This is a genomic window from Paenibacillus polymyxa (genome assembly GCF_015710975.1).
In the GTDB taxonomy this organism is placed as follows: Bacteria; Bacillota; Bacilli; order Paenibacillales; family Paenibacillaceae; genus Paenibacillus; species Paenibacillus polymyxa.
In genome coordinates, this window is sequence record NZ_CP049783.1 from 3,037,092 (window position 1) to 3,058,226 (window position 21,135).

Sequence of the window (21,135 nt, forward strand, 5' to 3'; positions counted from 1 at the left end):
AATTATTCCCCTAGAAGCTTCAAAAAATTGGCTGGCACCGTAATCTGCTGATTATTAATCATAATCTTTCGAAGCTCTTCCATAGAGTCTTCTTCACCTCTGGCATCTTTAATCTCCTTGATTTCACGATGCAGACGTTCCATTTGCAGATCCAGCGCATTAGCGGAATCCGCTGCGTTCTTTAATTCACGTGTCAGACTCTCGGGAACAGACTGGTTGTATTTATAAAAGATTTTATGCTCCAGGCTTGCCCAAAAATCCATCGCAATGGTTCGAATCTGCACCTCTACGCAGACTAGTTCCTCACAGTCCGACATGAATACAGGAACTTGAATCAGCAAATGCAGGCTTTGATAACCGTTCGGCTTGGGATTCTTGATGTAATCCTTGATTTCCAGCACCTTGAGGTCACTCTGTCTCTGAAGCATGTTACTGACATCATAAATGTCAGAAATAAAAGAGCAAGTAATACGCAAGCCCGCGATATCCTTGATAGAATCTTTGATAGCATCCAGCGATAACTCGCTATTTTTACGAAGCATTTTGTTCATGATGCTCTCAGGAGACTTAAGGCGTGATTTGGTATGCTCAATAGGGCTGTAATCGTGCAACGCTTGAAATTCCTGTTTTAATATTTCAATCTTGGTTTCCATTTCGTCGAGCGCAAACTTATAGATGAGCATAAAGCGCGTGATGTCATGCTTTAGCTTTTTGAGCTTGTCCATAGGATCTTCCAATTGCATATGTAATTCTCCTCACACAAGATGTTGTTTATTAAAAATAATGGAGCTGTACGGTTTAAGGCGATTGGTAGCAGAGCGAGGATTTGAATCTGGAGAAGCATAGCGTTCGCTGTTGCAATGGGATTATTGCTATATATAGAATACCTAAGCATCCCATTGCAACAGCGATCCCACCTTTCATGCCTTTTAAAGCGCCACAGGAATTTTACGTTTTTCTTTAAAATAAACCCATTCCCGGAAGCCGATATCCTTCAGCATCGCTTTTACGTCTTCCCAATCGTCGCCTACCCGCGAAGGCTTATGGGCATCCGAACCAAAAGTAACCTCCACACCAAAATGGTGCGCTCTTTCTAAAATAGAAGCAGACGGGTACCATCCGCCACTCAGCTTGGTTTTACCTGAAGTGTTAATTTCAATCGCCACATTGGATGCTGCAATCACTTGCAAGGTTTCGTCAATGGCTTCATCGGCAGGAATGTCTGAAAAGGCAGGGAAATTCCCCTTCATGGCGTCAATATGACCTAAAATCTGAAACATGCCGCTTCGCGCAGATTGCTGAATGAGCGCATAGTAGGCTTGTTTGACCTCGACTTTACGAGCGTCACTTAGTTTTTTCCAACGGTTGCGGTTAAAAATGCTGTCCCCTTCAACATTGTGAATCGACCCGATAAGGTAATCAAATGGATAAGGAGCCAAAGTAGAACGATACAATTCAGCAAAATCAGGGAAATAATCCGTTTCCAATCCAAGAAGCACGTCAATACGGCCCTCGTATTCCTTCTTAAGCTCCTGTACCTCTTTTACATATTCAGCAAGCTCTGACTTGGCCATATAAATTTTAGGAAAAGCCTGATCCTTTTCGCTGCATAGGAAGGGGGAATGGTCGGAAATACCAATAGCTTGTAAGCCTGATTGAATACCTGCTTCGATGTAATCCCGAATGTTGCCGTCTGCATGACCGCAGCGGAAATGGTGGGTGTGCAGATCAAATTTCATGGACTGTCTTCCTTTCGTAACCAAGGTTTATATTGTGTATGTTGTTCATAGCGAATTACGTTATTCAGAACTGGTGAAATTCGTCTCTGGCATCCCCTTTAGATCGCTTAAAAATTGCTGCATTGCTGAGTTTAGATAGCGGCCGGATTTATAAATCACCCCTACCGGATGACTAACTTCCAGCTCGGGAATATGGATCATTTTTAATGTGCCTGTACGCAGTTCAGAAGTGACTGACAATCTGGAAATGATGGCAGCCCCGAGATTGATTTCGACCATCCGTTTAACTTCCTCACTGCTGGACAACTCGATCACAACATGGGGAACGATTTGGTGCTTTTTAAAAACATCGTCCACGAATTTCCGTCCAACCGTATCGGGAGAGAGCAGAATGAGCGGAATTTCCCGAAGGGCTTCAATGGTAGCATGTGGTTGCGAGGCCAGCGGATGAGTAGGAGACACGACAAGTTCAAAGGAATCATAGTACAGAACTGAAGTGCTTAGATTGGGATTACGTTCGATCAGATAACCGATACCAACATCAATAAGTCCGTTCTCCACCTGCTGATAGATCATCGAGGAAGCCATCGATTGAATGGAGGTTTTGATGAGAGGGAACTGATCCTGAAAATAGGAGAGCACACGCGGTAAAATTTGAATGGCGATGGATGTTGTGGTACCCAGTGCAATGTGACCCTGCGGTGTTTCGTTTAAGTCGTACAATCTCTGTCTTAATTCCTCAACTACCTCTAATATGCGCTCGGCGTGTTCCAAAAAAACAACTCCCCGGTCGGTCAGGGTGACGGGCTGGTTGCGGTCAATCAGAATGGTTTTGAACTCATCCTCCAGACTTTTGATTTGGGCGGACACTGCCGGCTGCGTCAAATTGAGAAGTTCTCCGGCTTTACGGAAGCTCATCGTTTTGGAAATCATGATAAGCGTTTCAAGTTGACTGATGTTCATGAAGTTCCTCCTCTCTTTTCTTTAGCTTGTCGCAGCTGTATAGACTGAGTTTAGCCAATCTACTTGTTTATATGTAAAACCATCGTTATGCTTTATTTCATTAGATTATAGGTTATTCGAGCAGGAAGGGCAATGAATCGAAGCAGTACATCGTAAAGTGTGGTATATTGGGAAATAAAGACTAAAGTCCTGATATACTTTAAAATTAACCTGTCTAAATTCGGCATGGAGTAAAGATATAGGACATTATTCACATTTTTTGTGCTTTAGCTATAAAAAATTGCCGGACTGCTGTCGATAAGTGATAGAGAGAGCATTTTATTGCAGGTTGAGTCGTTATACAGCATTATTTGAATAAAAAACTCAAATTAAAATGGGACTTTTGTTGTGTGTCTAAAAGCCCATCGTAAAGGGGCGCAATGATCGTGAAGGCAGAAGTGATAAATCCTTTTTTGGAGTCGGCGAGACGGGTCATTGAACAATTGATCCAAGTATCTCCTTTACCCGGAAATCTCGGTGTGAAAAATGTCGAGCTGGTGGACGACCATATCTGGATTATGATCGGGATGACTGGACAGCTTAGCGGAAATATTGTGTTCGGCCTGAATGAACAGGTGGCGCTACGTATGGTATCGGCGATGATGGGCGGATTTGTGTTGACTGAAATTGATGAGATGGGAAAAAGCGCAATTTCGGAATTGGGCAATATGATTAGTGGCAATGCCAGTACAATTTTGTCCAGTCAAGGAATTGTCGTGGATATCACCCCTCCGCAGGTCATGAAATCAGAAAACTTAACCACTTTTGTGCCTCAGCGTGCCCTTTGTATTCCGCTTTCGGTGGAAGGAATCGGTGAGCTGGATATTCAGGTGATGATCTCTTAATATTAAAGGAGTAAGTTTCTTTAATGTGGAGGGATGTCCATGAGTACATTGCAGGATAAGGTAATTGTGATTACAGGTGCATCCAGTGGGATTGGCGCCCTTTGCGCTCAGTTGTTGAGCGCAAAGGGCGCGATTCCTATTTTAACAGCGCGCTCGCAGGAACGACTGAAGCAAGTATCTGCGGGAATCAGCGGCAGGCACGAGCTGATCCCACTGGACGTAACTTGCCAGGAGCAGGTAGAGGCTGTGGCTGCACGAGTATTGGAAGAATACGGACGGGTTGATATATTGCTCAACAATGCGGGGTACGGTAAGTTTGAGTATTTTAATGAGACCGACCTGACAGAGTTCGAACAAATGATGGACGTGAACTATATGGGGGTTGTTCGCTGCATCAAGGCATTTCTGCCACAAATGACAGAGCGGAACTGTGGGCAGATTGTTAATGTAGCATCGATGGCTGGGAAAATCGGGACAGCCAAATCGGCTTCTTATACGGCCACGAAGCATGCGTTGCTCGGTTTCAGTAATGCGCTCCGGCAAGAACTGCGCGGAAGTGGAGTGACCGTAACGACGATTAACCCCGGGCCGATTGATACACCGTTTTTTGAGCTGGCAGATCCCTCCGGGGGTTATGTGCGGAATGTTGGCTGGTTTATGCTAAAACCTGATAAGGTGGCACAGCATATCGTAAGGGCGATGGAGCTTGGTAAGGAGGAGGTTAATCTGCCACAGTGGGTATCTCCTTTTCTCAAGCTGTATCAATTAGCTCCCAGACTGATCGACAGGCTGGGGCATGGTGTGATGAATAAGAAATAATAGATGTCCCGTAGCCATTAGGTGTGGTGAGGGACATCTTTTATTTTTGTGATTTGGTAACAAGGCTATTTTCGCATATAATGGAGAGTAACGAATTTACGTATAGGGGTTGGACCTTTTCATGACATCGAATTTTGAAGCGCTCGGCGTTGAACAAGATCTGCTGGACAAACTGACCGAGCATGAAATTACACAGCCTTCGCCAGTTCAGGCAGAGGCTATACCGGAAATAATGAAGGGACAGCATGTATTGGCACGCTCGCAAACCGGCACAGGCAAAACACTGGCTTATTTGCTACCGCTGCTACAAGCCATTGACCCACAGAAAAAGGCTACGCAAAAGCTCATACTGGCTCCAAGCCAGGAATTGGCCATGCAAATTGTACGTGAGGGTCAGCGCTACGGAGAGCATCGTGGAATCCGTGTACTGGGTCTGATTGGTGGGGCAGCCATCAAGCGCCAAATCGAAAAGCTAAAGGATCACCCACAGCTTGTGGTAGGCACACCAGGCCGTGTACGGGAACTCATCGCTTCGAAAAAGCTGAAGATGCACAATATTACAACAATTGTCATCGATGAGGTGGATCAGATGTTCCAGCTCGGCGGAGCAGGCGATGTGACCAATATACTGGGCTCTGCCCAACGTGACCGTCAATTGGTATTCCTGTCCGCAACGCTGAATAATGAAATTCAGTCGCTGGCACAACGGGAGATGCCTGATTACGTAGAAATTGGGATTGATCCTGACCAGAAGACGGCCAGTGGACTGGAACATTACTACTTTGTATCCGAAGAACGGGATAAGGTGGATATGCTGCGCCGTCTGGTACGGCACTTTAATCCGAGAAAAGCGCTGGTGTTCGTGAATACAACCAATGCTATTGGGGAAATTGAAGCCAAGCTCAAGCATATGGGTCTAACTACGGCATCCTTGTATGGAGATGCAGATAAAGTCACGCGCAGCAACGTGTTGGCCCGATTCCGCGAGGACAAGCTCAAAGTGCTGGTCGCTTCCGATGTGGCAGCCCGTGGTCTGGATATTGAGGGCCTTGAAATGGTCATTCATTTTGACCCGGCTACGGATAGTCAAGCTTATGTTCACCGCGCAGGACGGACAGGACGTATGGGACGCAAAGGATTAGTAGTGTCGGTTGTGACTGACCGCGAAACGTTCATCATGCGTAAGTTTTCTCGTGAACTGGGAATCGATATTGCAGAGCGTGTGTTGTACGGAGGTCGAGTTGTGGTGCCGCGCCCGGCGGATGCCAAACGTGTCCCTGTAAGGCCATCTGAAACTAGATCCAATTCCAATGGAACAGTGACGGAAAATCGCAAGACACCTGTTCGGACTGAAGCAGGACGTCCAGGCAGGAATTCCGTGAGCGGTTCAGCTCCAGGCAAGAGCAAAGGAGCAGCCTTATCCAAAGCAGGAAAGGCACAGCGCGAGCGTGATCGTAAAAACAAGGGTGCGCCAAGATGGCTGAAGGAAAAAGGATCAAAACCGAACGAGTAAGGGAGAAGAGGGGAGCCATGGAACAACAGCCTGTGTTGCAAATTAACGGACTGACTGGTGGATACAGCGCCAAACGCCCGGTGCTGCATCAGATTTCGCTCGATGTGAAACCGGGCGAAATGGTGGGACTGATCGGTCTGAACGGGGCCGGGAAAAGTACGACCATGAAGCATATTTTGGGTCTGATGACACCGCAGGCCGGAGAGATTCGCGTACAGGGGCATAAGCAGGATGAGAATCCCGAGGTATATCAGGGAGCTATTGCTTTTGTACCTGAAGCTCCAGAGCTGTATCCTGAAATGACAGTGATGGAGCATATGGAGTTCACGGCTAGAGCGTACGGAGTCAGCGAAGCAGATTTCCGCACGCGCAGTGATCAAATGCTGGATTTGTTCCGTATGCGGGATAAAAGCGGAAGTATGTCGATGCATCTCTCCAAAGGGATGCGCCAAAAAGTGATGATTATGTGCGCATTTTTAGCGGGACCGCCGTTGTATGTCATAGATGAGCCTTTTTTGGGTTTGGACCCGCTCGGCATTCGTTCTCTGCTTGACTTTATGTTGGAGATGAAGCGTTCGGGCTCGTCTATTTTGCTCAGTTCTCATATTTTGTCCACGATTGAAAATTATTGCGATCGTTTCATTGTGCTTCATCAGGGTGCCATCATTGCTCAGGGTACGCTGGATGAAGTGACAGCACAGGCGGGTAAGCCGGGCATGCCGCTGGAAGATGCATTTTATGAGCTGGTACAGGGCAGGGAATGAGCATGGATTTGCAACGTTTGCATAAAGAAAGACGTCTAGCGTTCTGGGGACAGGTGCTGCCTTATCTGGGCTATGTCATTCAGAGCGGCCTTGCAGTGGTCTTCGGCTTTGCGCTGATTGCCTTTGCCGCATGGTACACGTCACTACTCATGCATATTCCGCCGGATTTGCCCATCCGCTGGATCATGCTTATTGTAGCTATTCCAATTGCGCATGCGAGCTTTCGAACGTATTTGAATGCGGCAGATATAGTCTTCCTTCGTCCCCAGGAGTACGCGATGCCACAATATTTTAAGGCCAGCCGGATTCGAGGCGTAGTGTACAAAATATTCGGTCTGCTGCTGCTGTCCATGATTTTGTGGCCGTTGTATATCCGCAGTGATGCTGCACCTAAGCCGCTGCTACTGACTCTGCTGCTGTTCGTGCTACTGAAGGTGCTATTTAGCTACGGCGGCTGGCAGGAGCTTCGTATGGTATCGGTTGGCGGGAGCATAGGCTATCGTCTACTGCGGTGGGTGCTGGCTGTGCTGATGGTAGCCGCATGGCTATGGCAGCCCCCGCTACACAGCTTGCCGTTTATCGTATTGGTTGGCGTGGTGTACGTGCTTGTTCTGCGTTTGCCGGTCAAGCTGCTAGTGGCTTGGGAAAAACTGATCCGCACAGAGGCTATGCAGGCTGCCCGCGTGATGCGTACGTTGGGCTGGTTTGTCGATGTGCCTGCCCTTACACAGAGAGTGACGCCGCGCCGCTGGCTCTCCTGGCTGGGTGGCAACATACCTTGGAACAGAAAGGGAGCGTATCGTTACCTGCTGTTTAAGACGTTCTTGCGTACAGAACCAGCAGGCATTGTCATTCGGTTAGGTATTCTGGGTCTGTTAATTATATATATCACCCATGCTAGCTGGATTGGTATTGCCGTATATTTATTTTTTATATTCCTCATAGGTGTTCAGATTACTTCATTAAGACAGTATCACAGGGATTCGTTGTGGCTTCAGTTATATCCGATTCCTGCGCATAGTCGCCGTGCGTCTTTTCTTGACTTTGTTGTTCGGTTGACGTTGCCGGCTGCGGTGGTGCTGTGGCTTCCTTTTCTGGCAAAAGGAACGGAGGATTTACTGTCTACATTGCTCACGTTGGTTGGGGGAGTCCTTGTTGTGTTCCTGCTCCGTGGTACTCAAGCCAAAAAATGGCGTTTGGACGGACAGGATGAGGAAGAAGTGTGATCCATATCTGTGTCAATAAAGTAAAGGCTAATTCGCAAGCAGCAAAAGCTGAGCTGCCTGCGGATTAGCCTTTTTTGTACATTCACTGCTTATGGTAGTCGTGGGTGCAGATATCGGTCTGCTTAAACGAAGATCGTTTTGCTGATGATAACTAACAAAATGAACAGTACCAAAATTGTTCCTGTACTTGTGAATGCGCCGTAACCACCGTAACCGCCTCTTGTTTCTTCTGCTCCCATGCTCATTCTCCTCTCGGTCATTGTGATAAAGGATACATCGTATCTTATGAAGTGGGTTTCCGGATTGCGTGGGCCAATGTTCTGGTGTGTTGCCGAATCGCCCTATATTTTTCATCAGATGCAGGAGATGAGAGAGGAAAAGGTACGTATTATCGAGAATAGAAGAAGTATGTAATCATTATCACTTGGAAAGTGGGAAAGACGAGATGCTGGTAGATAAGCTGCTCGTGAACATATTTCTTGTGTTTGTACCGTTACTCGTATATAGTGCTTTGTCAGATCATCGGCATAGGAAGCATACCCCGCTGCTTATGGGAGGAGTGCTGGGTGTTTCTTCTGTGCTTTGCCTTATGTTTTCGTACATTTGGTACGGATTATATTGGGATCTTCGCTATGTTCCTTTGATCCTTTCTGTTTTATATTTTGGTCCTACGGCAGGCCTAATGAATGTGACGCTAATGGTAATGGCTCGCATGTATGTAGGCCCTGAGTCTATGGTGGTGGGGCTTCCGAGCATGATGTTGTGTTATTTGGGACCTCTCTTGGTAAGAAACAAATTTATGCAGCTCAAAAGCATGTTGCTTCGAGTGGGCATGAATATGGTAATGAGTATATGGATTACTGGGGTCATGCTGATTTTTCTTTTAATACATTCTTGGATCAATGGCAGACTGGATGAGGATGAGATTGAGCTGATCCGTTCAATACTCTGGTTCGGTGTGATTCAATTTCTAAGTATTGGAGCCTCTTCTTTATGGATGGAGTTTAGTTTGGAGCGGGAAGAAATGAGAAGAAAAATTAAATATGCCGAGCGTCTGAATACGTTGGGTGAACTGGCAGCCTCTATGGCTCATGAAGTACGGAATCCTTTAACCGTTGTAAAAGGGTTCCTGCAAATGGTTCAGTCAGGATTAGAAGGAAAAAATCGCAGATATGTTGCTTTGGCACTGGCAGAGGTGGATCGGGCTGAAAGAATTATTAGCGATTATCTGAATTTATCCAGACCGCAGATTGGGAACACAGAACGGATGGATCTGTCTGGCATGGTTGAACAGATCGTTTTGCTTCTGAAACCAATGGCGACCAAGCAAGGCGTAAGGCTGTATACAGAGCTAAGGAATGAAATTTATGTACATACAGATCGTAACCAGCTGCTACAGGCGTTAATACATGTGACGAAAAATGCGATTGAAGCTGCGGAAGATGGAGGCAGGGTATACATAAAGCTGGCGATACAGGAAGAGCAGGCATGTCTGAGTATCAGGGATACTGGAAAAGGCATGAGCCAGGAGCATCTCGAACGAGTGGGTACTTTGTTTTTTTCAACCAAAGAGGTAGGAACAGGACTGGGAACGGTCGTTTCCTTTCGAATTATTGAAGCCATGAACGGGAGTATACGCTATGAAAGTGAGCCCGGAGTGGGAACGGAGGTCGTCATCCTGCTGCCACTGGCACAGGAATCTCTGCTAGCTGCGGAAGGATAATTGTGCGGACGTATGATGGACAATAGTCAGCCGACCCAAAAAGCGGTATGCCCTAATATCTGGCATACCGCTAGTTATATTATATATTCTAACCTGATACAGACAGATTAGGCGTTCAACAAATCTTGTGCACCACGATACACAATGTCATATAGGTCTTCCAGATACTCCTCTTCGATACATGAGAATGCGATACGAAGATCGTATTCACCCAATGCAATCGTGCCTACCCCATATTGTTCCAGCAAATGTGTGCGCAGTCGTTCAGCAGACAAGCCGTTCAGCTTGAGACACATAAAATAGCCTGAATTGAAAGGATAGTAGCTCCATACATCCCCGTATTTTCCGCTATCGAGCAACGCTTTGACTTTATTAGCTCGCCCCTTCATAATTTGGAACTTTTCATTCTTCTGTTGTTCAAATTCTGGTGATTTGAGAGCATCCAGTACGAAGGTTTGAGATGGGTGAGGACCGCTCGAAATCGTTGCCCGGATAATCCCTAGTGTTTTTTGTTCCAGTGCGCTCAGTACATCCTGATGCTCCGAAGCAAAGGTAATAAATCCGACACGGAAGCCCCAAACGAATTCTTCTTTGGTAGCTCCGTCAATTTTGACTGGTAAAATTCTCGGATGAAGCCCGGCTAGCTGACCGAATAGTGATTCATGCAGAGAGTCCTCGAAGAACAGGCCAAAATAAGCGTCATCTGTCACAACTACGACATTGATGCCTGCTTCCGCCGCTTCCTGAATGGCAGCGACAATTGCTTTACCTTCTTCAAGGCCCGGTGTATAGCCTGTCGGGTTGTTCGGGAAGTTCAGTACAACGATCGCTTTGCCGTATTCTTTCTGCGCCAGTAGCGCCTCGCGTAGTCCCTCACTATTAAAACGGTGATCCTCTGTGAACAACGGGAAATTCACCAAACGTCCATGACGGCGAATACCGAAAGTCAGTTCATAGTTCTCCCAGTTTTTATCTGGATAAATGACAGCATCTCCTTCATCCGTAAACAGGTCGGCAACGATGCTCAAACCGTGGGTCAGCGCGTTGGTAACTACAGGAAGGCCGTAGCCTTTTCCAGCCAGCGAAGGATTTTCTTTCAGCATTTTGTCACGCCATACGCTACGAAGTTCAGGCTTGCCCGCAGGGGGAGCGTAAGGATACAAATCCTTGGGACTGTAAGCGGACAGCTTCTCCTGAATAACCTCCAAATGCATAGGACCATTGCCTTCAGTAGCAATCCCGATCGTAGCATTATACTTTTTGGCAAGTTTCCCTGCCTCGGCGGATTGACTCAAAATCCCTTCTTTTGGAAAATAAATCTCTTTACCTAAAAGAGAAAGCATTTGATATACATGCTCGTTGCCTGTCTGAATGTTTTGATTTAACTGCGCTGCCAGTGGATTCATTCCCGTTTCATCCTTCCAAGTCATTTTGATTACATATTATAGCATTACACACGGTAAGCGTCACGCACAAGCATTAGGGGCCATAAGAGCGTATTTTTTGCTTAATCGTGGCGCTGCGCTTATATTATAAAATAACGGGATAACAGGACAACCAGAGATGAACCAAAGGAGGTACAGATTTTGCTGGATACATCTGCGTCATCGTTTATCCTGCTGCCGGCCTTTGCCAAAATTGTGTGCGAGCCGGGCTGGAAATGGCAGGTACGCGAGAAGCCGATGCCAAACTATGATTTATTTTATGTATGGAGTGGAGAAGGAACGGTTGTATTAAATGGGGAAGCCTATCCGGTGAGCAAGGGCAGTTGTTTTTTGTTCAAGCCGGGAGACGATACCCGTGCCACACATAATCCGCAAAAGCCGCTCATACTTACTTATATTCATTTTGATCTCACCGAACAACCCAAGCAAATTCCAGCCAGCTACCGCATGCTGGAAGAAACGTTCGAGGTGGAGCATATGCTTGCCAGATATGTCCGTCTGCGTCTGGAGCGTGCCTATGGGGCTGATGAGGAGGGCAAGCTGATCCTGAAGCAACTGATGATTCATCTGCTGCGTGCAGATCGGAAGGAACCGCAGGAGCAACAGGCCAGTAACCAGCTCACCGAGGTCATTCGAGAAACGGCCAACTACGTGCGCCAGCATCCGGGACTTCCTCATCGAGTCGAAGATTTGGCAGCACGTGCAGGGCTGTCACCGCGTTATTTTTCGATAAAATTCAAGGAGCTGCTAGGTGTTTCCGTGCAATCCCATATAATCAGCATGCGGATTGAGCGCGCGCAGCACCTACTGCTACATGCCGGAATGAATGTAACTGAGGTGGCGGAGGCTTTGGGGTACCGCGACATCTTTTTTTTCAGCCGTCAATTCAAGCAGTATACAGGAAAAAGTCCGTCTGAGATTCGATAAGGCTATTAACGCATGACGAATATAAAGGATAAATCAAAAAGGACCGAAGCAGTTACGCTGGGTCCTTTTTCGTATGAGTCATTTGAATCATTCGATCCCCATGCTCAAATGTGCAGCTATTTTTTTGTTACAATCCTTCATTTATGCTTTAGGATCGTGTCGAAAGCTACCAAGACGTTGTCCCATTTTCACCACGTCCCCAAGCTTCAATGCGGGGTCTGGCTCAAATGTGCCGTTTTCAGTCAGCAAAACTACGGTTGAGCCAAATTCGAAATAGGCGAGATCGTCACCTTTTGTCCAGGAAGTCGCTTGTTCATCCGTATATTTGATGCTGCTCACATTCATTGCGCCAACCTTGACGACCGCCACCTCACCATATTCGTGGGCCATGTACGTAATTTGTCGCTCATTGCGGCTAAGAACTCCTCTCATATGCTGCAAGCCAAAGTCATTCACTGGGTATACTTTGCCACGCAGATGTTCCTTTTCTACCAGTGTACCGGATACCGGTGCATGAATGCGATGGTATTCTGCCGGGCTGAGATAGAGCACAAAAGCATAGCCGTGTGTGTACTTCTCAAGACGCGGAGAGCGGTTAAGAAGCTCTTCCAGCGTATAGTCTTGCCCCTTGACATTCAAAAGAGTACCAGACGTAATTGGGCCGGTAAACGTAATCCGTGCATCCACCGGACTGGTCATCACCTCGGCGTTCGTATCAATCGGGCGCATGCCCGCTTTTAATGTGCGTGTAAAATAGGCGTTCAGGGAGCGGTATTCTTTCCAATCCTGTTCCGCCTCATGCGTCTGGATCTGGTACGTACGTATAAAGGTGGGGATAAAAAGTCGGCTTGCACCGCTTTGCGCGAAGGAGCCCACAATCCGGCACACCCACTTGCGCGATGATAGCTCCGTCATAAGCCGCAGCCACTGTTTTGCCATTACAGATCCCCCTTGTTCATTTCCGAGCCGTCTTGGCCGGAACCTGTCCGGCCGCTCTGAACTATATTGACACAGAATGTGACGTAAATCAATACAGGGGACGGCCAGGTGAACGTTCGATGCCTGACGAAGACATTCGTTCGAGAAGCCAACGAGCGTAAGCCATCGGCTGAGCATATGTTTCTTTCCAGACATTACTCATGCCTGCCTGGCTAAAGCCATAGCGCTGATCACGACCGTTGCATTCGATAAAAATAATCTTGCCTTCATGGGTAATTCCCAGATCCAGTCCGACATCGGCGAGACGGGGTAGGTGTTGTGCCAATCGGTGGACGATTTGCAATGAGAGTCTCTCTAGCTCATTCATCAGCCGGGCTATGTTTGAGTTTTGAACTGTCTCTGTTCGTGATAACACCTCTGGTAGGGAACGGGCCGTACCGCCCTGGGCTACATTCGAGACGAAAGTGTGGGATGGAGCAATTTTGGCAAACATGCCTGTCACGCCCCAGATTCCGCCATATCCGCGCTGAACGGTCACACGGATATCAAATGGACGATTATCGCATAAAGCAAGCGGAATGGTTTCCTGAATGATATGAGGTACACGCATCAGTCGCTTATGCAGAAATAAAGGGAGTTCTCCGACATTCAACCGTAGTGTGGACCAACGCCCAGGTATCGTTGGATGAGCACATTGCAATGTCCAGCTTCCGCTGGAATGCCTCAGCCGCATAATTCCTCTACCCACGCTGCCGCTACTGGGTTTAATTACAACATCCCCGGTTTGCTCCATCAAGGTACGGATGGAAGACAGGTTGCCTTGCAATGTTTTGGGCAGGTGGGAATGTAGCAGAGGGTCTTCCTGTAGAATTGCATGTATATGGTCTTTGCCGAAACGGTTTTGTTCATTAAAAATATAGAATCCCTTGTGTACCAGCCTGTTGATATCGCGGGCATTTTCATTTTGCCGATAGAGAGTCCGATTGTGGATGACTGGCGGCAACGGAAGAGTCATCTGCCGATACTCGTTACCGTTTTTAACAAAAGCCCGGCATGTTCCGGACGATATATGAATATCTTCCAGACGAAGAAAGCAGGGGATTAGCTCGTGGCTTAATCCGGCCTCTTCGTAATTGGCGATGGATTCATATCGCGTCTTCATGACGGGAATGCCCCGATAAGTTGCCGGGTTGAGCATGACGCCGACATGCAACATGAGTATGTCCGCCCTCCTTATCGTCATTCCAACTAATCATACTATGGTTCTAGTCCATCATATGTATCAAAGGTCGGCCAGGCATGGACGCTAGCCTTGCGGTATGCCCAAAGTAGTAAGTCAGGCACCTTTCAGAGCAGGGAACGATATGATACAAGATGAGTGTTGAAGGGTGAAGGAATAAGGTGAGGAAAGTAGGTGAGGTGATGCAGAGACTGAAGGTAGCAGTCATTACACCGGGCTCTTTTGTTATACCTTCGTCCCGCAGCAGTTCAGTGGAGAGGGTAATTGCTCGTATGGTACCACTGGCTAGCCATAAGCTTCAGGCACAGATCTATGGCATAAGAGGGGCAGAAACACCGGATCACGGCGATGTTGACGGAATTCCTTGTATGCGCTATACGCGGGGAGCAGGATATATTCCCGAGGTAATCGCTGATTTGAAAAGATGGTTACCTGCGGTTATAGATGTACACAACCGCCCCGCAGTTGCTTATGCCATTCGCGAGGCTTTGCCCAATAGCAAAATTGTGCTGACTTTGCATTCCACCACGTTCATCCGGGAGCCTCACCTCAAACGGAAGGACATGGGTAGGCTGTTGTTGCCGCTGGATCGTATTATTGTGAACAGTGCGTATTTAGGGGCTGTTGTGGCTTCTGACAGTCCCGATGCGGTCAGAGAGCGCATCGTCATCAACAAGCTGGGTATTCATCCTGGCGATTTCCTACCACGGTGGACTCCTGCAGCAGAAGCGATCAGGTCGGCTCGATTGGAAGATTTCGGCTGGTCAGGCCGCCGAATCGTGTTATTTGCAGGCAGACTGGTGCCGGGGAAGGGAGTTCATCGGTTGCTAAAGGCCTTGCGGCGTATCGTCCATACCTGTCCGGACGTGCTGCTGCTTATAGCAGGGAGTGCCTATTACGGTCACGACCGCCTCACGCCATACACCGCAGCATTGCATCGGCAGATACGTAAACTAAGGTTGGCGAGGCATGTGCACTTCCTGGGTTATGTGCCGCATCCGGCATTGGCCTCGTTATATCAGTTAGCCGATGTGGCGGTTGTTCCTTCAGTAGAAGCTGAAGCCTTCGGGCTGGTCAATCTGGAAGCCATGGCGGCAGGCGTGCCTGTGGTAGCCTCACGAATCGGTGGTATTCCGGAGGTTATACAACACGGCAAGACAGGCTGGTTGGTTTATCCGTCACACGGCGAGCAGGAAATGGCCGACGCCATCATCAGGTTGCTCCAGCAGCCTGACTTACGGCAACGGATGGGAGAAGCCGGGCTGGGTGAGGTGCGAAGCCAATTTTTATGGCAGCACTCTGCAGAACGCTGGGCTCAAATTGTAACAGACTGTGCAATTGAGTGACGTGGTCGTGGTTACGTGCATAGGCTATCGCATAGGCATTAGGCCATGATTCCCACCTGGGTGAATGAAGCGGAGCGACCGCTGTTTCACTCCTGTGTCAAAGGAGCGGTCATCATGAACCATCGCACGAACCATAACCCTAAGGATAAAAAAATAGCACGGCGTAACCATTCCAATACTGTCCCCTCTCCCCGTGTAAACAAGGAGAAAACGGTTTCGCCTGCTGTTGCTGGCAGTCACAGACCCACTCAGCGTGGAACGGCAAGGGTACCTGTTCCCGTAGAGAAGGATACCCCGGTGCAAGCTATAGAGGAAGCAGCATGGAAAAAGCATAAGCTTCCCAAAACGCTGGAGGAAGCGATGCAGATGAATCGATCATCTGTGCTGCTGTTGTCTGTGCCTGACTCAGATACCGAATACGGAACGGATCACGACATGGCGTCTATGAAGACGGAAGGTCAGACCGAGCAAGATTCGTTATTGGATTGCTCTATAACCAGTATTCATATTGCGGAAGGAAGACAGCGTCCAAAGCAGCGAATGCGCTTGCCAGAGCAAGATACCCATCTAGTTTCTCAGACTGAAAAAGAATTAGGTCGGAATGCCATTCATGTTGGCTCAGTGACCGATGACGGGACTACTGACAGTGAAGTGACTTTACCTCAATTTGGCAGCACTTCTTTTTATCTTTCTGCACAAGAAGTTACAAGCAAAGTGAACGTTGTGTTTGATAAGCCTTTTATAGACACGCAATATGCAATCACCGCCAATGCGAGCGTACCGGGAGTGATAGTGTCCGTCACACAACGACAGAGGCATTCGGCAGTGCTTACAGTGGAACGCAGACAACCGGGTCAGATATGTGAGGGATGGATTCTCTGGATTGCGATGGGGACATCATAGATAATAAATATACACAGCTTTTGTTTATGGTAATGTTAGAACAACCTCAGACACTGAAACAGGAATGAAAAAACGCCATTCTTTCCTATGATTATAAGGAAAGAATGGCGTTTTTTTACTTTTTTTAATCGGCAGAGCATAATAGCCAAAAGCTAAATCGAGCGAAGGTAAAGGAGCTAATGCATGACATAAAAAAGAGCTTAGTACAGCTTGTTTTATAGTCATGATCTACAAATATGACACTTTGACACTACCGTATGTGACAGATAACAAGTTAGATTCGAAGGGCAATTTATAACGTATTAGCAAATAAAATAAAGAGTAGGAGAGAATCAAATGACGAAAGAATCAGCTCGCAAAAGGTTGCAAGATTTCTACTTTTTGTTATTTACCTTCGGGTCTGGACTGTTTTATTTTTGCTTCTATTTGGCCAGCATTACATTTGCGTTAGCGATGACGGTTATCTTCGTGGGTATTCCCTTGTTGGCGCGTGTGTTGCGAACAACTCACACGTTTGTCCAATATGAACGCATTCAGACGAAGGTTTATACGAATATATCAATAGAGCCAATCCTGACAAGGACAAACAGTGGAAGGGATAAATGGATGAAAGCGAGAGAAGCAATTCTTAGTAGTAGCAATTGGAGGGCCGTTTTTTGGCTTATGCAGAAATTTTTTATTGGGGTGATTAGCCTCATATGTGCCGTTATATTGTACATAGCTCCGCTCGTATTTATCGTTACACCGATACTTTTTCAACATCTTGAGCTATACTTATTGGGATTCGCTGTGGATTCATGGGAAAAGGCTATAAGTGTCATGATCGCTGGGTGTATTCTCGTCTGGATCAATACCCGCATTGGAAAGAGCCTAGTTCAAATCGTTGGAATGTACACGCGCTCTATGTTCAAAGCTATTAAGGAGTGATAATTTGTTTACAGCCTGGAAACAATGGCTCTGGTATGACTGGTTATTGCTTTGTATACGTTTTGTCATCTGGTTCTCATTGATGATAACTACGATCCAACACCAAGACCATTTAACTGTGCCCCTTTGGATCATCATTCTTTGGGAAGTTGTCTCATTTTCAGTACCTTGGATTTGTTTAATGTTCAGTTATCGCTACTATCTGCTTACTGAGATGGTTTTGTTTGGCGGAGTGTGCTTCTACTTAACCTTATTATTTCCGGGGGCGTATCTTGCATTTTTAATGCCAACTTTCATGATCGCGGCAAATAGTGCTCATAAATCATTCCGTTGGTCGGGTTCTATTACAGTTGTTTTGTTTCCGTTGCTCATTGCAATGTTTTCCCCAGGAACAGATCTATGGGCGATTATCCCACAAATCGGTCTGACTTTTGCGATGGGATTTTCCTTTCACTTACTAGTTTCTAATTACCGCCAAAATGAAGTTATTCGCAATCAGAAGCTTGTGCTGGAACAGTACCTATCTCAGATTGAGCAGATTACTTTGTTGGAGGAGCGCGATAGACTTTCCAAAGATTTGCATGATACGATGGGGCATTCCTATACCTCGATCATTATGGGGTTGGAAATATTGCGTACGGAATTAGCGACAAAAGATGGAGAGCAAAAAATCGACTCATTATTGCAATTGGCCCGTAACAGTATGGAGGAAGTGAGAGCCTATTTGCATCAAATAGATTCACCACAAGAATCACTTCCCTTGACTGTTACTTTGCAACAATTAGCAGAGGAGTTCCAGAAACATGCACAAGTAAATGTACGCACTCGAATAATAGGGGAAGAGTACATAGTCTCCAAACAAGCGAAAATGACGTTCTATCGGAGCTTGCAGGAATCGCTGACTAATGCCGTGCGCCATGGACAATCCACTGAAATCATTGTGTCACTGCATTTTGAACCGCAACAGACGAGATTGGATGTGCAGGATAATGGCGGCGGAGTGGAGGAGTGGAAGGATGGCTTCGGATTAACTGCAATGAAAGAACGTGCGACACAGTTACAAGGAAGAGTCACTGTATACTCCGAAAAAGGCGAAGGGACGTTCATTTCATGCGTGTTACCCAGACTGGTACAATTGTCCGATGAACGAATCCGCTTGTGTATCGTCGATGATCATTCGTTTATCCGAGACAGTCTCCATACCATCTTGGACGGACAGGAGGACCTAGAGGTGGTGGGGGTGGCCGAAGATGGGGAACAGGCTGTGGAATTGTGCAGAAGCCTGAATCCGGATTTAATATTAATGGATTTGGAGATGCCCAATCAGGATGGGATTCGTGCAACCCAAATAATCAAGGAGACATGGCCTGACATTCGCGTCCTCATCCTGTCAACGTTTCAGGATACAGAGAGGGCGAAGGAAATCATGCGAAGCGGCGCTGACGGCTATTTGCTGAAATCCATAGAATCGCGTGAACTGGCTGAAACGATTCGCCTCGTCTATCGGGGAGGCACGGTAATTAACCAAGATTTGTTCCATAGAATGTGGGACGGAAATGATGAAGAAGAGTCAGTCGGACCGAGGTCAGATGGAGAAGAGTATGGCTTAACGAAACGTGAACTAGAGGTTTTGAATCTTTTATCTCAAGGAAACCGTTATAAAACAATTTCTGAGAAACTTTACCTATCCAACGGAACAGTAAGAAATTACGCCTCCACTCTCTATGACAAGCTGGGAGTCAACAATCGAGAAGAAGCTGTGCAAAAAGCAAGAGATACAGGATTACTTTTATAAGAGAAAAGGACGCCCCTTTGAGGGGGCGCCATAAATAAGGGGGAAGGGGTGCAGACTTGTACACTGCACCCCTATTTTTCGTCCATGGTATGGGCAGAGCCAAGTGACAGTTGCACAATGGCAAAGGTCTATGGACGAGAAAATGAGGAGGATCGTGTATATGATTTAGTTTACGCCTACAGCGTCAAAAGACTTAGCAGCTGCAGTTGCTTCTGCTGAGTTCGCCCCGTACAGATCTTTTGCGGCTTGGATCACAGCAGCACGTGCGTTGGAGAAGTCGGAAGAAGAAGTCAGGTAGTTCGTAAAGGCACTATAATAAATTTGCACCGCAGCATCGCGGCCAATTCCATTTACAGTAACGCCATGGAAAGTACCGCCTTGTGCCAACAAGTAGTAGGCTTTATTGATAATACCGCTGTTTGTATGAACGCCGCCGTTATCGGAGCTGCCTTTATACAGGTTGGAATAGTGATCTGGTTGATCGTACAGAGTAGGATTGGACATTGAGCGAAGGGCATCGCCCGCAATGTTTGGCGTGTAAATATCATCGCCTACAAGCCAGTTTTTGCGTTGAATGTCATTACCGATAACGTCCGAGAAAGCCTCATTCAATGCGCCGGACTCTCCGTAATATTCCAAATTCGAAGTATACTCTGTGACACCATGTGTAAGTTCATGCCCTACTACATCGGGGTCCCCGCTGAAGGCGATAAATGTGCTACCGTCTCCATCTCCATAAGTCATTTGGGAGCCGTTCCAGAAAGCGTTGTTGTAGCGGCTGCCGTAATGGACTGTCGAACGGAGTTGCAGACCACGTCCGTCAATGCTGTTGCGTCCAAATTTGGATTTATAGTAATCATAGGTTTTGGCAGCATACGCATGGGCATCCACACCGGCTGGATCATTCCATACATTATCAGCATCTGTCAAAAGGGTGCCTGGGATGCTTTGGCGGTTGGAGGCCGTGTAAGTCACGATACCGTTACCGCGTGTGGTATCTTTTAACTGGTAGCTACTGCCGGAAGCGGTAGTAGTGAACGATTTGGAATCACCAAGCACACCTTTACCTGTGCCTGTCGCTTCATTAATGATGTCATACTGGAATACGATGCTGCCGTCATTGGCATCAATAATGTAGCGGGTACGCAGTGGGGCAGGTTCTAAAACATTAACTTCTGTCACATAAACTAGCAGCAGGTCATCCCCTTTAGGGTAGTAGTAGAGTTCTGCTTTAGGATCTACTTCAGGCTGTAGATTAGCGATTTTGGCAATGGAACTTTTTTCGGCCTCCACTGCTACAATTTTGCTATCTTTCAGGACAGATGCCTTATCAAGACTCAGCTCGTCCTTATCAATAGAAAGCGTTTTGTCGTTGTTAGCTGCTTCGGCGTAAGTATCTTTACTTACACTGCTTGGCTCCTCAGCGTCTTTAGAAATAGTATCGTCGGAGGTAGGGAGGGCTTCAATCCGTGCAGCTGCTTCTTTATATGCGGTGTAAACCGCTTCAGAAGCGCTGATTTTTGGAGTTGTACCTTGCGTAGCTTCTTCCTGCTGATCCTCATTAATCACCGCTCCTAAGTAAGAGGTGACTTCACCAGATTTGCCCACATGAATAGTTTGCTCAGCTCCATATACGGGAATCCCGTTTACATACTGCTTCAGTCGATAATGGCTCACACCGGACTTGTCGCTTGTGCGATCAACGATTCGGAATTGTTCACGTACACTGGAGCTATCCACACCCAGTAACGATTTCTTTTGTCGATTCAAATAGCTCCATACAATGTCGTCCCCTGATACCGAGGAAGGAGCTTTCCATTGCTCGGCGTGGAAGGTCGGTGTAAGCTGTGCTGGTCCCGAAACGGAACTCTCCGCAGATGCACCAGACGCCACAGACCCTAATAACATAGCTCCTCCAAGAAGCGAAAACCATACTTTTTTCATAAAAATTCACTCTCCTCGATTAATGTCAGGACGAATTA

At 47.0% G+C, this 21,135-nt stretch carries 20 protein-coding genes; 11 read left to right on the forward strand and 9 right to left on the reverse strand.

Annotation, left to right across the window (positions count from 1 at the left end; genetic code table 11):
• Positions 1-2: 2 nt before the first annotated feature.
• From G7035_RS13615 to G7035_RS13625, 3 genes are all read right to left on the reverse strand, one after another.
• Positions 3-743, reverse strand: a complete 741-nt coding sequence (locus tag G7035_RS13615; RefSeq protein WP_016820046.1) for a GTP pyrophosphokinase — start codon at positions 741-743, stop codon at positions 3-5.
• A gap of 186 nt (positions 744-929) precedes the next feature.
• Positions 930-1,739, reverse strand: coding sequence for a histidinol-phosphatase (locus G7035_RS13620; protein ID WP_017427306.1), 810 nt, complete (start codon positions 1,737-1,739; stop codon positions 930-932).
• A gap of 60 nt (positions 1,740-1,799) precedes the next feature.
• Entirely contained in the window at positions 1,800-2,702 is a 903-nt protein-coding gene (locus G7035_RS13625) for a LysR family transcriptional regulator (protein ID WP_016820048.1), read from the reverse strand.
• 425 nt (positions 2,703-3,127) lie between these two features.
• Here G7035_RS13625 and G7035_RS13630 point away from each other — a divergent pair, with 425 nt between their 5' ends.
• The 5 genes from G7035_RS13630 (at position 3,128) to G7035_RS13650 (ending at position 7,908) form a co-directional block, all read left to right on the forward strand.
• Complete coding sequence (locus G7035_RS13630) at positions 3,128-3,586, forward strand: chemotaxis protein CheX (RefSeq protein WP_025365744.1); 459 nt, start codon at positions 3,128-3,130, stop codon at positions 3,584-3,586.
• A gap of 39 nt (positions 3,587-3,625) precedes the next feature.
• Positions 3,626-4,405, forward strand: coding sequence for an SDR family NAD(P)-dependent oxidoreductase (locus tag G7035_RS13635; protein WP_016820049.1), 780 nt, complete (start codon positions 3,626-3,628; stop codon positions 4,403-4,405).
• A 121-nt stretch (positions 4,406-4,526) separates the two neighbouring features.
• Positions 4,527-5,918, forward strand: coding sequence for a DEAD/DEAH box helicase (locus G7035_RS13640; protein WP_019688509.1), 1,392 nt, complete (start codon positions 4,527-4,529; stop codon positions 5,916-5,918).
• Between the two features lie 17 nt (positions 5,919-5,935).
• Positions 5,936-6,682: an ABC transporter ATP-binding protein gene (locus G7035_RS13645; protein WP_016820051.1), complete on the forward strand. Its 747-nt coding sequence runs from the start codon at positions 5,936-5,938 to the stop codon at positions 6,680-6,682.
• Between the two features lie 2 nt (positions 6,683-6,684).
• A complete protein-coding gene (locus G7035_RS13650) occupies positions 6,685-7,908 on the forward strand; it encodes an ABC transporter permease (RefSeq protein ID WP_029515208.1) in 1,224 nt (407 codons plus the stop codon).
• A 122-nt stretch (positions 7,909-8,030) separates the two neighbouring features.
• Here the strand turns inward: G7035_RS13650 and G7035_RS27380 are convergent, their stop codons facing one another.
• Positions 8,031-8,147 (reverse strand): hypothetical protein, encoded by a 117-nt coding sequence (locus tag G7035_RS27380; protein ID WP_013372853.1) that lies wholly within the window; start codon positions 8,145-8,147, stop codon positions 8,031-8,033.
• A 206-nt stretch (positions 8,148-8,353) separates the two neighbouring features.
• On the opposite strand from G7035_RS27380, the gene G7035_RS13655 reads away from it, so the two are divergent.
• Positions 8,354-9,631, forward strand: a complete 1,278-nt coding sequence (locus G7035_RS13655; protein WP_019688507.1) for an ATP-binding protein — start codon at positions 8,354-8,356, stop codon at positions 9,629-9,631.
• 107 nt (positions 9,632-9,738) lie between these two features.
• Here G7035_RS13655 and G7035_RS13660 read toward each other — a convergent pair whose 3' ends face one another.
• Complete coding sequence (locus tag G7035_RS13660; RefSeq protein ID WP_016820054.1) at positions 9,739-11,037, reverse strand: aminotransferase class I/II-fold pyridoxal phosphate-dependent enzyme; 1,299 nt, start codon at positions 11,035-11,037, stop codon at positions 9,739-9,741.
• Positions 11,038-11,217: 180 nt separating this feature from the next.
• Here G7035_RS13660 and G7035_RS13665 point away from each other — a divergent pair, with 180 nt between their 5' ends.
• Complete coding sequence (locus tag G7035_RS13665) at positions 11,218-12,003, forward strand: helix-turn-helix domain-containing protein (protein ID WP_019688506.1); 786 nt, start codon at positions 11,218-11,220, stop codon at positions 12,001-12,003.
• Between the two features lie 141 nt (positions 12,004-12,144).
• Here the strand turns inward: G7035_RS13665 and asd are convergent, their stop codons facing one another.
• Both asd and G7035_RS13675 read right to left on the reverse strand, forming a co-directional pair.
• Positions 12,145-12,942, reverse strand: coding sequence for an archaetidylserine decarboxylase (gene asd / locus G7035_RS13670; protein ID WP_019688505.1), 798 nt, complete (start codon positions 12,940-12,942; stop codon positions 12,145-12,147).
• Positions 12,943-13,030: 88 nt separating this feature from the next.
• Positions 13,031-14,158, reverse strand: coding sequence for a YheC/YheD family endospore coat-associated protein (locus G7035_RS13675; protein WP_019688504.1), 1,128 nt, complete (start codon positions 14,156-14,158; stop codon positions 13,031-13,033).
• A 206-nt stretch (positions 14,159-14,364) separates the two neighbouring features.
• On the opposite strand from G7035_RS13675, the gene G7035_RS13680 reads away from it, so the two are divergent.
• Entirely contained in the window at positions 14,365-15,528 is a 1,164-nt protein-coding gene (locus G7035_RS13680) for a glycosyltransferase family 4 protein (RefSeq protein WP_019688503.1), read from the forward strand.
• A gap of 114 nt (positions 15,529-15,642) precedes the next feature.
• Complete coding sequence (locus G7035_RS13685; RefSeq protein WP_049789279.1) at positions 15,643-16,431, forward strand: WIAG-tail domain; 789 nt, start codon at positions 15,643-15,645, stop codon at positions 16,429-16,431.
• Positions 16,432-16,455: 24 nt separating this feature from the next.
• Here G7035_RS13685 and G7035_RS13690 read toward each other — a convergent pair whose 3' ends face one another.
• Positions 16,456-16,656: a hypothetical protein gene (locus G7035_RS13690; RefSeq protein ID WP_154654550.1), complete on the reverse strand. Its 201-nt coding sequence runs from the start codon at positions 16,654-16,656 to the stop codon at positions 16,456-16,458.
• A 111-nt stretch (positions 16,657-16,767) separates the two neighbouring features.
• Here G7035_RS13690 and G7035_RS13695 point away from each other — a divergent pair, with 111 nt between their 5' ends.
• Both G7035_RS13695 and G7035_RS13700 read left to right on the forward strand, forming a co-directional pair.
• The gene (locus G7035_RS13695) at positions 16,768-17,358 is read left to right on the forward strand and encodes a sensor domain-containing protein (RefSeq protein ID WP_019688501.1); all 591 of its coding nucleotides are present in this window, start codon (positions 16,768-16,770) and stop codon (positions 17,356-17,358) included.
• Positions 17,359-17,539: 181 nt separating this feature from the next.
• Positions 17,540-19,153: a helix-turn-helix transcriptional regulator gene (locus G7035_RS13700; protein ID WP_019688500.1), complete on the forward strand. Its 1,614-nt coding sequence runs from the start codon at positions 17,540-17,542 to the stop codon at positions 19,151-19,153.
• 165 nt (positions 19,154-19,318) lie between these two features.
• On the opposite strand, the gene G7035_RS13705 is transcribed toward G7035_RS13700, so the two are convergent.
• Positions 19,319-21,097 carry a M4 family metallopeptidase gene (locus tag G7035_RS13705; protein WP_019688499.1) on the reverse strand — a complete coding sequence of 593 codons (1,779 nt, stop codon included), beginning with the start codon at positions 21,095-21,097 and terminating at the stop codon, positions 19,319-19,321.
• Positions 21,098-21,135 lie beyond the last annotated feature (38 nt).